The organism is Streptomyces sp. NPDC086080 (assembly GCF_044540255.1).
Classification (GTDB): Bacteria; Actinomycetota; Actinomycetes; order Streptomycetales; family Streptomycetaceae; genus Streptomyces.
The window spans coordinates 21,507-36,055 of the sequence record NZ_JBITRU010000012.1 but is presented as its reverse complement, the minus strand read 5'-3'; the positions used below and the strand labels follow the sequence as shown (position 1 = coordinate 36,055).

General features: G+C 71.8%; 7 protein-coding genes. 4 read left to right on the top strand and 3 right to left on the bottom strand.

The features are described from left to right. Positions 1–81 precede the first annotated feature (81 nt). From ACIF9R_RS16615 to ACIF9R_RS16600, 4 genes are all read left to right on the top strand, one after another. Complete coding sequence (locus ACIF9R_RS16615) at positions 82–996, top strand: ABC transporter permease (RefSeq protein WP_399980063.1); 915 nt, start codon at positions 82–84, stop codon at positions 994–996. Next, positions 989–1,894, top strand: a complete 906-nt coding sequence (locus tag ACIF9R_RS16610) for an ABC transporter ATP-binding protein (protein ID WP_399980060.1) — start codon at positions 989–991, stop codon at positions 1,892–1,894. Before ACIF9R_RS16615 ends, ACIF9R_RS16610 begins: the two co-directional genes overlap by 8 nt. 90 nt (positions 1,895–1,984) lie before the next feature. Beyond that, positions 1,985–4,183, top strand: a complete 2,199-nt coding sequence (locus ACIF9R_RS16605; protein ID WP_399980058.1) for a CDP-glycerol glycerophosphotransferase family protein — start codon at positions 1,985–1,987, stop codon at positions 4,181–4,183. Then, complete coding sequence (locus tag ACIF9R_RS16600; protein WP_399980055.1) at positions 4,180–5,838, top strand: glycosyltransferase family 2 protein; 1,659 nt, start codon at positions 4,180–4,182, stop codon at positions 5,836–5,838. The genes ACIF9R_RS16605 and ACIF9R_RS16600 overlap by 4 nt, the downstream gene beginning before the upstream one ends. A 187-nt stretch (positions 5,839–6,025) precedes the next feature. Here ACIF9R_RS16600 and ACIF9R_RS16595 read toward each other — a convergent pair whose 3' ends face one another. From ACIF9R_RS16595 to ACIF9R_RS16585, 3 genes are all read right to left on the bottom strand, one after another. Beyond that, the gene (locus ACIF9R_RS16595) at positions 6,026–7,573 is read right to left on the bottom strand and encodes a hypothetical protein (RefSeq protein WP_399980052.1); all 1,548 of its coding nucleotides are present in this window, start codon (positions 7,571–7,573) and stop codon (positions 6,026–6,028) included. Between the two features lie 186 nt (positions 7,574–7,759). Next, positions 7,760–12,712, bottom strand: coding sequence for an NAD-glutamate dehydrogenase (locus ACIF9R_RS16590; RefSeq protein WP_399980049.1), 4,953 nt, complete (start codon positions 12,710–12,712; stop codon positions 7,760–7,762). Between the two features lie 1,161 nt (positions 12,713–13,873). Then, positions 13,874–14,545: an HAD family hydrolase gene (locus ACIF9R_RS16585; protein WP_399980046.1), complete on the bottom strand. Its 672-nt coding sequence runs from the start codon at positions 14,543–14,545 to the stop codon at positions 13,874–13,876. Positions 14,546–14,549: the final 4 nt, after the last annotated feature.

Here is a 14,549-nt window from a genome sequence, read left to right as displayed (position 1 = left end):
TACGCTTCCGTTACGACGATACGGTCCCGTCCCGACGTCGGAAACCCGTTGCCACCCCTCCCCCTAGCGAAAGCAGCGGATGTGAGTCAGGCCCTCCACACACCGCCCCCCATACCGGCCGAGGGAGACCTCGCGGCCCTCGCCGCCCGGCACGGCCTCACGGTCAGTGGCGCCCGGCCGTCCCTGGGCGCGTACGTCCGTCAGCTCTGGGGGCGGCGGCACTTCATCGTCGCCTTCTCGCAGGCGAAGCTCACCGCCCAGTACAGCCAGGCCAAGCTGGGCCAGCTGTGGCAGGTGGCGACCCCGCTGCTGAACGCGGCGGTGTACTTCTTCATCTTCGGCCTGCTGCTCGGCGCCAGCCGGGGCATCCCGAAGGACGTCTACGTGCCGTTCCTGGTGACGGGCGTGTTCGTGTTCACCTTCACCCAGAGCTCGGTGCTGGCCGGGGTGCGCGCCATCTCGGGCAACCTGGGCCTGGTGCGGGCGCTGCACTTTCCGCGGGCCTCGCTGCCGATCTCGTTCGCGCTGCAGCAGCTGCAGCAGCTGCTGTTCTCGATGATCGTGCTCGTGGTGATCATGCTGGCGTTCGGCAATCTCCCGGGTCTTTCGTGGCTGCTGGTGGTGCCCGCGCTGGCGCTGCAGTTCGTGTTCAACACCGGTCTCGCGCTGGTCTTCGCGCGGATGGGCAGCAAGACGCCCGACCTGGCGCAGCTGATGCCGTTCGTGCTGCGTACCTGGATGTACGCCTCGGGCGTGATGTTCAGCATCCCGGCGATGCTTCAGGACAAGGACGTCCCGGGCTGGCTCGCCGACGTGCTGCAGTGGAACCCGGCCTCGGTCTACATGGACCTGGTCCGCTTCGCCCTGATCGACGACTACGGCTCCTCGTACCTGCCCCCGCACGTGTGGGCGTTCGCCCTGGGCTGGGCCCTGCTGGTCGGCGCGGCCGGTTTCGTCTACTTCTGGAAGTCCGAGGAGAGGTACGGCCGTGGCTGAGACCACCGACCAGAAGGTCCCCACCGTCATCGCCGACGGCGTCGACATCGTCTACCGGGTCAACGGGACCGGCGCGGGACGCGGCACCGCCACCGCCGCCCTCAACCGCATGCTGCGCCGCAAGCACACCGAGAAGGTCTCCGGCGTACGCCGGGTGCACGCGGTGCGGAACGTGTCCTTCGTCGCCCACCGGGGCGAGGCCATCGGACTGATCGGCACCAACGGCAGCGGCAAGTCGACCCTGCTCAAGGCCATCGCCGGTCTGCTCCCGGTGGAGAACGGACGTATCTACACCGACGGCCAGCCCTCCCTGCTCGGCGTCAACGCGGCGCTGATGCGCGACCTGACCGGCGAGCGCAACGTCCACCTCGGCGGACTCGCGATGGGCATGTCCCGCGAGGAGATCAAGGCCCGCTACCAGGAGATCGTCGACTTCTCCGGCATCAACGAGAAGGGCGACTTCATCACCCTGCCGATGCGCACCTACTCCTCCGGCATGGCGGCCCGGCTGCGCTTCTCCATCGCCGCCGCCAAGGACCACGACGTCCTCCTCGTCGACGAGGCGCTGGCCACCGGCGACCGCTCCTTCCAGCGGCGCTCCGAGGCCCGGATCCGCGAGCTGCGGGGGCATGCCGGGACGGTGTTCCTGGTCAGCCACAACAACAAGTCGATCCGCGACACCTGCGACCGCGTGCTCTGGCTGGAGCGCGGCGAGCTGCGCATGGACGGGCCGACCGACGAGGTGCTCAAGGAGTACGAGGCGTTCACCGGGGACGGCACCGGCCGGCCGAGGCCGGCGCCGAAACCCCGGGCCGCCGCCGCTCCGAAGCCGGGTCCGAAGCCGGGTCCGACGGCGGGTCCGACGGCGGGCGAAACGAAGGTTCCGCTTCCCTCGTGAGGCCTACGCCCCGTGTCCGCTTCATCGTATTGATGCCAATATGACCGAAGAGGACCATCCGGAGCGACGAGCAGCCGAAGGAGCCCCGCGATGCCCGAGCTCAGCGTCATCGTCCACGGGCCGAACACCCAGGACCACCTGACCGGCCTCCTCGGCTCGCTCACCGCCCGCCCCCTGCCGGACACCGAGGTCGTGGTCGCCGCCGTCGGCGACTGGGCCCGCGAGACGGCGGAGCGGCACTCCTCCCAGGTGCGGGTGGTGGCCCTGCCCGACGGCACACCGGACGCGGCGGCCCGGGCGGCGGGAGCCGCGCGGGCCACCGGCCGCTGGCTGCACTTCGTCCGCGCCAAGGACGGTCTGCCGCTCGGCAGCCCCCGCACGGTCGCCGCACGGACCGCCGAGCTCCCCGGCACCGTCGACGTCCTGCTCCTGGACCACCTGCGCAGCACCTGGCGCAGCGCCGGCCTGCCCTCGGCCGACGGCCCCCTCCTCACCCGCGCCGGCCGCACCGAGCTCGCCCTGGACGACAGCGCCTATCTGCTGCGACTGACCCCGCTGCTCGGCACCCGCGTCCTGCGCGCCTCCTTCTGGCGCGCGCACCAGGAACAGCTCACCACCGACGACGAACCGCGCGCCGCCCTCACCGCCCTCCTGCTCGCCGGCCGCGTCGCCTGTCTGCCGCACATCGCCCACGAGGACCGCAGGCTGCGTCCCGCGAGCCTCCCCCCGGTCACCGCCGAGCAGCACTTCGCCCTCGTCGACCGCTACGAAGCCCTTCTCGACCTCGCCCGCGAACGCCCCGCCGTCTACACCGTGCTGTACGAGATCATGGTGCGGGACTGCCTGCGCGCCTTCGCCCGCGGCGGCATGCCCGACGACGTGGCCGAGGAGTTCTTCCACCGCGCCTCCCTCGCCGCCCTGCGCCGCCGGCCCGAGGGACACCGGCGCCCCGCCGGCCTGGAGGGCGTCCGCCGCTCCCTGCTCGAAGAGGGCGCCTACACCAGGTACCGCGCCTTCCAGCGGGCCAACCGCGCCCGCCGCGCCGTCCGTTCCACGGTGCGCGCCGGACGGAGCCGGCTCGGCTCCCGGGTCCGCGACCACCAGTACCGTACGGCGCTGCGCCGCCCGGTCGATCCCCACCTCGCGGTGTTCGCCGCCTACTGGAACCGCGGGGTCGCCTGCAACCCGGCCGCGATCGCCGCCGAGCTCGCCGAACTCGCCCCGCACATCCACCCCGTGTGGGTGGTGACCGAACAGAACGCGGCGCTGCTCCCGCCCGGCACCGACCACGTGGTCCCCGGCACCCGCCGCTACTGGGAGACACTCGCGACCGCGAAGTACCTCGTCAACAACGTCAACTTCCCGAACGCGGTGGTCAAACGCCCCGACGCGGTGCACGTCCAGACCCACCACGGCACCCCGCTCAAGCGCATGGGCCTGGACCAGATGGCCTTCCCTGCGGCCGCGCAGGGCCTGGACTTCGACGCGCTGCTGGAGCGCGTCGACAAGTGGGACTACAGCGTCTCCAGCAACAGCCACACCACCCGCATGTGGGAGAGGGCGTACCCGGCCCGGTTCGTCCCGCTCGACCACGGCTATCCGCGCAACGACGTCTACTACACGGCCGGTGCCGCCGACATCCGCGCCGTCCGCGAGCGCCTGGGCATCGCGCCCGGCCGCCGGGCAGTCCTCTACGCGCCCACCCACCGCGACTACGAGGCCGCCTGGACCCCGCGCCTGGACCTCGCCGCGCTCGCCGACCGCCTCGGCGAGGACACCGTGCTGCTGGTGCGCGGCCACTACTTCTACGACGCCGGCCTCTCCTCGCCGGCCGGTCCGCGCCGCTCCGGCCGCGTCATCGACGTCTCCTCCTACGACCCGGTCGAGGAGCTGTGCCTGGCCGCCGACGCCCTCGTCACGGACTACTCGTCGATCATGTTCGACTACGCCAACCTGGACCGCCCGATCGTCATCCACGCCGACGACTGGGACACGTACCGCACCACCCGCGGTGTCTACTTCGACCTGATGGCCGAGTCGCCCGGACCCGTCGCCCGCACCCAGGACGAACTCACCGAGATCCTCACCACGGACGCCTGGCACGACGAGAGCGCGGCGAAGGCACGGGCCGCCTTCCGGCGCAGGTTCTGCGAGTACGACGACGGCCGCGCCGCCGAACGCGTCGTACGCCGCGTCTTCCTCGGCCAGGACGAGGCAACGCTGCCGCCGGTGCTGCCGGTCGGGGAACGCACCCCGGCGCCCACCCCCCAGGAGGCGACCGCGTCATGAGCACCCCTCAGGCCCCCGACGTCACCGTGACGGTGATCGTGCACAACGACGCCGAACGGCTCCCCCGCGCGGTGGAGTCCGTGCGCCGCCAGACCCACCGTGCCCTCGAGATCGTCATCAGCGACGACCACTCCACGGACGACACCCCCCGGGTGGCGCGGCACCTGGCGGCCGCCGACCCGCGCATCCGGTACCTGCGGCTGCCGGAGAACAGCGGCGGCTGCAGCGCGCCCCGCAACCGCGCCCTGGAGATCGCGCGTGCCCCGTACCTGATGTTCCTCGACTCCGACGACGAACTCCCGCCGGAGTCGGTCGCCGCCCTGCTCGCCGCGCACCGCGAGCGGGACATCGACTTCGCGATGGGCGCGGTACGGCGGATCCGGGTGGACACCGGCCACCGCTCCACCTGGATGCCGCACCTCGTGGCCGAACGCCGCACCCTGGAGGGCATCGAGGACGATCCACGTCTCTTCTTCGAGCACCTCGCCACCGGCAAGATGTACGCCCGCGCCTTCCTCGACCGGCACGACCTGCGCTTCCCCGAGGGCATCCACTACGAGGACCAGCTGTTCTCGGCCCAGGCGTACTGCCTGGCGAAGCGGTTCACCGTGGTCCCCGAGCCGGTGTACCACTGGTACATCGCCCCGTACGCGGACTCCCGCTCGGCGTCCATATCCAACCAGCGGCATCTGCTCACCAACGTCGCCGACCGGATCCACGTCCAGCGGCTGATCGACACGTTCCTCGTGGAGAGCGGGCACGCGGCGCTGCGCGAGGACAAGGACCACAAGTTCCTCAAGCACGACTTCCGGATGTACGCGGGCGACCTGCCCCACCGGGACGAGGAATGGCTGACGGCCTTCGCGGACCTGGTGAACCCGTACCTGGAGACCCTGTCGCCCGGCGCGTACGCCCGTCTCCCCCGCTCCGAGCGGGTGGTGCTCCAGCTGATCCGCGACCGCCGCCTGTCCGAGGCCAGGATCGCCGCCCGGGACCTGGGCCACCCGGTCGCCCCCCGGCGGCTGACCACCGACGCGGACGGCCGCACCTACTGGGGCGACCGCGTTCCCGAGTCCATCGAGGCCCGCCGCGAGCTGGATCTCACCGACCTGGAACCGGACACCCGCCCCTTCTCCGCCACCCCGTTCCGGCACGAGATCACGGAGATCGCCCAGGGCCCCGGCGCGTCCGTCGACCTGACCGTACGCACCTACGACCCGGCCCTGCGCCTCCCGGTCGGCCCCCAGCGCGCGAGCCTCGTCATCGCCCCCGGCCGGCACCGGCTCACCGTCCCCTTCCGGCTCTCGCCGGTGCGGCCCGGCGTCTTCGAGGGCCGGGTCCGCCTCGACCCGGCGGCGGCACACCTCCCACTGAGCGGCTTCGCCGGGGTGCGCCACCCACTGGTCCGCCTCAGCTGCGGCGGCCAGAACAACCGGGGCCTCCTCCTCGCCCCCCTCGACTTCCCGCCCCGCACCACCCGCGTCCCCTACCGCTCCGGCGCGACCCCCCACCGGGTCACGATCGAACCGGAGGGCCACGGCCCCGGCCGCCTCCAGCTCCGCTGGACCCCGACCGGCATCACAGCGGCCCTCCGCCACCTGCCCCACCCCCCACTCCCCAAAGCCACCCACCTGGCCACAGCCGCCCTGCGCTGACCCCTCCCACCCCGCCCACCTCCCACCCCGCCCACCTCGCAGCCCGTCCGGCGTTTGAGGACGAGGCCCGTTCAGGGCCGAAGGGGGTCTGGGGCACAGCCCCAGGGACGGGACGGGAAGGGGCGGCGGGGGCGAGAACAACGGCCCGACCCCCACCGCACCCACCCCCACCCCAGGCCCAGCCCTCTCAAGGCACCGCATACAGCACCTGCCCCTCCGGCCCCCGAGCCACCTCCCGCAACCCCGTACCCGCCAGCACCCCACGCCGGTCCACCACCCACCGCACCCCGTACTCCCGCTCCACCCCCCGCCGCACAGCCTCCGCCGTCCCCTCCGCGAAGTACGTCCCCGTCACCGCCGTACGACGCTCCTCGTCCGGCAGGAAGAAATCGGGATACCCCGGCGCGACCGTATACGGCCCGTACGCCGGAATCTGCCGCGCCGCCCGCCCCTCCGCCATCACCACATCGCCGTACCGCACCCACGGCGTGATCCACCGGTACCCCGTCCACGGCACCCGGTACCGCTCCGCCACCACCCCCGGCAGCGCCCCGCGCGGCACCACATACCCCACCGCCCCCGACTGCGCCCACGCCCCGACCAGGAGCCCCCCGGCAAGCAGCACCGCCCACGCACCGGACGCCCACCGCCGTCCCGCCCCGACCATCGCCGGCCCCGCCCCGACCACCGCCAGCGCCGCCGCGAGCTGCGCCGGGATCACCGCCGCCGGCAGGGCCCGCCCCCACGCGTAGTGGCCGCTCACCCACCCCGCCACCGCGATCAGCGCCCCCAGCACGAAGAAGACCACCAGCGCGTCCCTGTGATCACGACGCCACCTCACCACCAGCGCGGGCACCCCCAGCAGCACCAGCCCGTACCGGGCGACCGGGTCCTCGTACAGCACCCGGTGCACGGGCTCCAGCCCGGCCCCCGCCGCACCGAACAGCGCGAAGAAGTCGTAGTACGGCCATGCCCACAGCACCACCACCCCCACCGCCCACGCGACAGCCACCCGCGGCCACACCCCCCGCCCGGCCCGCGCCGCGACCAGCGTGGCGACCGCCCCGACCGAGGCCACGACCCCCGAGAACTGGTGGCAGAGCAGAATCACCGCCCACAGCACCCCCAGCCCGGGCCACACCCCCCAGCGCGTCGCCGGCCCGCGCACGGCCCCCGTCAGCCAGGCCCAGAAGTGGAACGCGAGCCCGAGGGTGAACGTGCTCGGATACGCCATCGTCAGCGCGAGCGAGTGGAGCCCCGGGAAGCCGCTCCACAGGAACGGGGTCGTGCCCCACAGCAGCAGCAGGCTCAGCAGGGCGAGCGCCGGCGCGGCCGGGTGCGCGCTCAGCGTCCGTACGTACCGCCACACGCCCGTCACCAGCAGTACCAGCCCGGCCACTGCGGCCACCCGCAGGATCACGAACACGCCGAGGCCCGTCATCCGGGCCAGGCCGCCGAGCAGCAGCATCCACGGCGAGTAGTACGGGCTCGTGATGTCCGCATCGACCAGGGGGTTGCCGGGGTCGAGCGGGCTGTGTCGCAGCCGCTGCACGGTCGCCGCGTGCATGCCCAGGTCACCGGCCCAGGGGAGGCGTACGACCGTCAGGACCAGCAGGACGAGGACGAGTCCGGCGACGACCGGGGCTATGGTCCGGCCGACGGCCGCCGGATGGGCCGCGGCGCGGGACGCGCCGGCCTTCCCGGACGCGTCGGACGACGAGGATCGCACAGTCACAGGGGAGCCATAGCCCATAACGACCCGCATCCACCGCTTCACCCCGGTATGCCCACCTAAGGCACCACAAGGACGAGGGGCGCCCCGGACCCGAAAGTCCGGGACGCCCCTCGTCCTCGCGCGACACCCCGCGCCATCCGCGTCGCCCCGGCGACGACCCGCGCCGCCCGTGCGACGCCCCGGCGCCTAGGAGTGCGACCGCAGCAGCGTCCGCATCGTCCGCATCGCCACCGACAGGTTGGCCAGATCGAACGAGTCCGAGCTGTGGATCTCCTCCAGCGTGACGCGCGCCCGGCCCAGCAGCGCCGCGTTCTTCTGCTCCCACACGGCGAACCGTTGCTGCGGCGTCGAGGAGCCGTTGCCCACCGCCAGCACGTCCGAGGTCACCGCCGCGTGCGCCGCGTAGAGGTCCTCGCGGATCGCGGCGCGGGCCATGGACTGCCAGCGGTCGGCGCGCGGCAGCTCGATGATGCGGTCCATCAGCTGAGTGATCCGCAGCCGGTCACCGAGGTCGTAGTACACCTCGGCGACGTCCAGCGGCTCCTTGCCCGTCCGGTCGGCCACCGACACGATGTCGAGGGTCGGGAAGGCGGAGGAGAACCCGGCGACCCGGGTGGCCAGCTCGTCCGGCACACCGACGCCGCTCAGCTCGTCGTAGATCTTCTGGTACCAGTCGAGGTCCGCGCCGCGCAGCAGCTTCGGCAGCTGCGTCCACACCTGCTCGACCCGCTCGGCGAAGAACTCCACCGTCTCCGCCAGCTCCAGCGGCTGCGGCCGGTTGTTGAGCAGCCAGCGCGTGCCACGCTCCACCAGGCGGCGCGAGTGCAGCCGGATCCGGGTCTGCACCTCCGCGTCGACCTTGTTGTCGAGCGCCTCGACGGCGTCCCACACCGCCGAGGAGCGGAAGATCGCGCGGGCCGCGGTCTGCGCCCGGACGATCTCCTCCAGGGACGCCCCGGTCTCCTCGCGCATCCGGTGCAGATACGTCGTACCGCCCGTGTTGACCGTGTCGTTGACCAGCACCGTCGTGGTGATCTCACGGCGCAGCGGGTGGCTGTCGATGTGCTCGGGGAACTGTTCGCGCAGCGCGGCCGGGAAGTAGGCGTGCAGCAGCACCTTCAGATACGGGTCGTCGGGCAGCGAGGTGTGCAGCAGCTCGTCGGCGACCGTGATCTTCGTGTACGCGAGCAGGACGGCCGTCTCCGGTCCGGTCAGGCCCTGCCCGGCGGTGAGCCGCTCGCGGATCTGGCGGTCGGTGGGCAGGAACTCCAGCGCCCGGTCCAGATGCCCCTCGCGCACCAGGTGCTTCAGGAAGCGCTGCTGCGCGTGCATCATGTCCTTGGACTGGGCGAGCGCGTTGGCGATGGCCGTGTTCTGCGCGTAGTTGGTGCGCAGCACCATGGCGCCGACGTCGTTGGTCATCTCCGCGAGCAGCTTGTTGCGCTGCTTGACGGTCATGTCGCCTTCCTTGACGAGACCGTTCAGCAGGATCTTGATGTTCACCTCGTGGTCGGAGGTGTCCACGCCGGCGCTGTTGTCGATCGCGTCGGAGTTGAGCCGGCCGCCGTGCAGCGCGAACTCGATCCGGCCGAGCTGGGTCATGCCCAGGTTGCCGCCCTCGCCGACGACGGCGGCCCGCAGGTCCTTGCCGTCGACCCGGATGGGGTCGTTGGCCTTGTCGCCGACGTCGGTGTGGGACTCCGTGGACGCCTTGACGTACGTGCCGATGCCGCCGTTCCACAGCAGGTCCACCGGTGCCGTGAGAATCGTCTTCATCAGGTCGGCCGGGGTCATCTTGGTGACGCCGTCGTCGATGCCGAGGGCCTCGCGGATCTTCGCGTTGAGGGGTACGGACTTGGCGCTGCGGGGGAAGACCCCGCCACCGGCCGACAGCAGTTCGGTGTTGTAGTCGGCCCAGGAACTGCGCGGCAGCTCGAACAGCCGGCGGCGCTCGGCGTAGGAGACGGCCGCGTCCGGGTTCGGGTCGAGGAAGATGTGCCGGTGGTCGAAGGCGGCGACCAGCCGGATGTGCTCGCTGAGCAGCATGCCGTTGCCGAACACGTCACCGGACATGTCGCCGATGCCGACGGCCGTGAAGTCCTGGCTCTGGGTGTCCACGCCCAGTTCCCGGAAGTGCCGCTTGACGGACTCCCAGGCACCGCGGGCGGTGATGCCCATGCCCTTGTGGTCGTAGCCGGCCGAGCCACCGGAGGCGAAGGCGTCACCGAGCCAGAAGTTGTAGGACTCGGCGACCTCGTTGGCGATGTCCGAGAACTTCGCGGTGCCCTTGTCGGCGGCGACGACGAGATAGGTGTCGTCCTCGTCGTGCCGGACGACGTCCACCGGGTGCACGACCTCGCCGGCCACCATGTTGTCGGTGATGTCGAGCAGCGCCGAGATGAACGTCCGGTAGCTGGCGACGCCCTCCGCCATCCAGGCGTCCCGGTCGGCGTTCGGGTCGGGCAGCTGCTTGGCGACGAAGCCGCCCTTGGCGCCGACCGGCACGATGACGGTGTTCTTCACCATCTGCGCCTTGACCAGACCGAGGATCTCGGTACGGAAGTCCTCACGGCGGTCCGACCAGCGCAGACCGCCGCGCGCGACCTTGCCGAAGCGCAGGTGCACGCCCTCGACACGCGGCGAGTACACCCAGATCTCGAACGCCGGGCGCGGCGCCGGGAGGTCCGGGATGGCCTGCGGGTCGAACTTCATGGAGACGTAGTCGTGCGGCACGCCGCCGCTCGCCTCCTGGAAGAAGTTGGTGCGCAGCGTCGCCTTGATGACGGTGAGGAAGGAGCGCAGGATGCGGTCCTCGTCCAGCGAGGCCACCTGGTCGAGGGCGGCGTCGACCTCCTCCAGCAGGGCGTCCACCAGTTCGTACCCGGCGCGCTGCCGGTCCGGCGACATCCGCGCCTCGAACAGGGAGACGAGCAGCCGGGTGGTGTGGACGTTGTGGCGGAGGGTGTCCTCCATGTAGTCCTGGCTGAAGGTGGAACCGGCCTGGCGCAGGTACTTGGCGTACGCCCGCAGCACCATGGCCTGCCGCCAGGTCAGCCCGGCGCTCAGCACGAGGGCGTTGAACCCGTCGTTCTCCGCCTTGCCGGTCCAGGTCGCCGCGAAGGTGTCCTGGAACCGCTCACGGGCGTCGTCGCCGAGGTAGTCCAGGCCGCCGCCCGGCGCCTTGGGCATGCGCAGACCGAAGTCGTAGATCCAGGCCACGCTCCGGTCCGAGCAGCGCAGCTCGTACGGCCGCTCGTCGACAACCTCGACACCGAGCCGCTGGAGCACCGGCAGCACCGCGGAGAGCGAGACGGCCTCGCCCTTGCGGTAGATCTTGAAGCGGCGCACCTCGGGGGCGGCGCCCACCGGCTCGTACAGACTGAGCTCGAAGTTCCGCTGCTCATCGAGGAGTTCGACGCGGACCAGGTCGGCGACGGCGCTGCGCGGGGAGTGGTCGGCCTTGTAGCCCTCGGGGAAGGCGCCCGCGTAGCGGCGCAGCAGCTCGGCCGCGCGCTCCTCGCCGAACTCGGCGGTCAGCGCCTCGCTGAAGCCGTCGGCCCAGGAACGGGCGGCGTCGACGAGCCGGGCCTCGATGCGTTCCTTGTCGGCGTCGGACAGGACCGGCAGTTCGGTGCCCTGCGGGACGCGCACCACGAAGTGCAGCCGGGAGAGGACCGACTCGGTGTTCCACGCGGTGAAGTCGACGCTGATACCGCCGAGCTCCTCCTTGAGGATGTCGATGATCCGCAGGCGCACACCGGTGGTGTAGCGGTCGCGCGGCAGGTAGACGAGGGCGGAGTAGTAGCGCCCGTACTCGTCCTGGCGCAGGTAGAGCCGCAGCCGGCGGCGCTCCTGGAGGTAGAGCACCGAGGTCACGATGGACTGGAGCTCGTCGGCCGGGGTCTGGAACAGCTCGTCGCGCGGGTACGTCTCCAGGATCTGGAGCAGGTCGCGTCCGTCGTGGCTGTGCGGCGAGAAGCCGGCCCGCTCCAGGACCTCCTCGACCTTGCGGCGGATCACCGGGACCCGGCGCACGGACTCGGTGTAGGCGGCGGACGAGAACAGGCCGAGGAAGCGCCGCTCACCGACGACGTTGCCGTCCGCGTCGAACTTCTTGACGCCGATGTAGTCCAGGTACGAGGGCCGGTGCACGGTGGCCCGGCTGTTCGCCTTGGTGAGCACCAGGACCTTGTGCTCGCGCGCCTTGGCGCGGGCGTCGGCGGGCAGCCGCTGGAAGGACGGGCTGACCGGGTGGCTCTCCTCGCCGTCGTGGTGCGGGTCGGAGCGCAGGATGCCGAGGCCGGTCCCGGGGACCGCGGCCAGCGAGTCGTCCTCGCGCAGCTCGTACTCCCGGTAGCCGAGGAAGGTGAAGTGGTCGTCGGCGAGCCAGCGCAGCAGCTCGCGGGCCTCCTCGAGCCGCGGCGCGGGCAGGTCGGCGGGGACGGGCTCCTCGGCCAGCGTCTCGGACAGCGCGGTCGCGGTCTGGCGCATCTTGCCCCAGTCCTCGACGGCCTCGCGGACGTCGGACAGGACGCGCAGCAGATCGGCGTTGATCTGCTTGAGGTCGCCGCGGTCGGTCTCGCGGTCGATCTCCACATGGATCCAGGACTCGACGTGCGTGTCGTGCGGAAGGTCACGCGTGTCCTGGGGGAGGTCGCCGCCGACCGGGGTGGTGAGCACCTCGATCAGCTTGCCGGTGACGTCCCGGCGGACCATGACCTGCGGGTGGATGACGACGTGGATGCCACGTCCCTGACGGGTCAGCTCATTGGTGACCGAGTCGACCAGGAAGGGCATGTCGTCGGTGACCACCTCGACGACGGAGTGGCTGCAGGTCCAGCCGTTCTCCTCGACGGTCGGGGTGTGGACCCGGACGTTGGCGGTGCCCTGGGGGCGGCTCTCGGCGAGCCGGAAGTGCGAGAAGGCGGCTCCGAAGAGGTCGACCGGGTCGCGGTCGGTCAGGTCCTCGGGGGCGGTGTGCAGGTAGTAGCGCTGGAGGAACTCGAGCACGGTGTCCCGGTCGGGCATGCCCTTGTCCGTCGTCCCAGTCGGCAGTTTCCCCCCGGCCGGGCTGTTCTCAGCTACCCGGGCGGCCCGTTCGAGCAGCTCGGCCTTGGCTTCGTCCAGCTTGGTCTGCATGGTCCTCTGGCTCCTGTCGCGCGCCATTGCGTGACGTAGAAGGAAGTACGGTCTCAGGCCCTGTGGTGCGGTGGTACGACACGGGGTGTCCGGTCTGTGCCGACGCTATGCCGCAAGGTGAGATGAGCGGGGGTTTCTCGGCCGAATGTGACGCGCTCGGCGTGTGTGACTCTGCTCTCGGTGGCGTCTGCCCCCCTGGGGTGCGCCGCGTCCCGAGCCGCCCGCGAAGACCAGCGACTGCCACCCGGTCACGGATGTCGTCCGTGCTCGCCGGGCGCACAGCAGGGACACCGATGTCCCCGCGAGCTATCGCGCTGATCACGCCACCAAGGCTATCGCTCCCTGCGGGGGCCCCGTCATGAGCCGTATGTGTACAAAACCGGGGCACGAACTTTGACGTTCTGCACAGTGCGCTTTCCCCGCGCGTCCCGTGCGGATGGCCTCCCGCCCGGTGTCCGCCCGGGGGGCAGCGGATCAAGGCGTCGGCCTGCGCGGGCCAGGGGCGGTGACCGCGCGCCGTCCGACGTTCCACCCACCTCACCGGGACGCTTCCCGGGCTGCCGTCTCCACGGAGATCGCCACGGGCCTCGAACCGGAACGCTCCCTGCTTGATCCCCTCCACCACGTCGTGAGGCACGATCCGTGCGGGCGACCGGGAACGCCCCCAGAACACCCGTGCAACCGAGCAGCCCGAGAATCCCGGCCCCACGGGCCCGAAGACCGCACCCGGGCACCTCGGGCCCAGGGACCTGCCGTCCGGGGACCGGAGCCGCCAAGGCACCCTGAGGCAGGAAGCCCCGAGAGGCCCGTGCCGCCCGACAGGCCGGACCGCCGAACCCCGGAGGCCAACCGCCACCCGGCCCGGAGGTCAGGATCCCGGACGCGGAGGCCGGCTGTCAGCCCCTCCGGCGTTTGAGGAGCGGGGTCTGGGGCGGAGCCCCAGGTTCGGGACGGGAAGGGGCGGCGGGGGCGGAGAGCGGTCGGATCAGTCCAGGCGGACGTGCCGGATACCGACCCCCGCCTGGCGCAGCGGGCCCCGGAAGCGCCAGGGAACACGACCGGCGGCACGGATGCCACCGACGGGGCCGGAAGTCCCGGAGCCGGGAGGATCCCGAGCGGAGGGGGCGCAGGTCGCTCCGCCCCGCCGGGGCCAGTGGCCCGTCAGGCCGTCGCCGCCAGGCGCTCCGCCTCCGCCACGGCTTCCCGCAGGGTGTCCACCACCGGGACCCCCACCGCCTCCAGACTGGCCCGCCCATGGGAACCGCCGGTGTACAGCACGGCGCGCGCTCCCACGTGCCGGGCGGCCAGCGCGTCATCGGCCGCGTCGCCGATCACCACCGTGCGCGCCGCCTCGACCCCGGTCAGCGCCCCGAGGTGGCGTGCCATGTGCTCCGCCTTGCTGCCGCCGGACGGTCCTGTGCGCCCGTCGACCCGGAGGAAGTGCGGCTCGATCCCGAAGCCCCGCACCAGCGGGACCAGGTCCTCGTGCCCGTACATGCTGAGGATCGACTGGCTGCGGCCGGCCCCCGCCCATCCCGCCAGCAGCTCCACCACACCTTCGGCGAGCCCGCACCGCACCCGGTGCTCCGTGTAGTGGCGGTGGAAGGTGACGTCCATCAGCTCCCACTCGGCCTCGGTCGGCAGCCGCCCCATGAGCCGCTCATAGAACTTCGGCACCGGCACGCAGTACAGCTCCCGGTACCGCTCCAGTGTGAGCGGCTCCAGGCCCAGCTCGGCGAACGCCGCGTTCGTCGCCCCGATGACCGCGTCGACATCGTGGAACAGCGTGCCGTTCCAGTCCCAGACGATGTGTGCGTCCCTGTGCGTCCCCATGCCC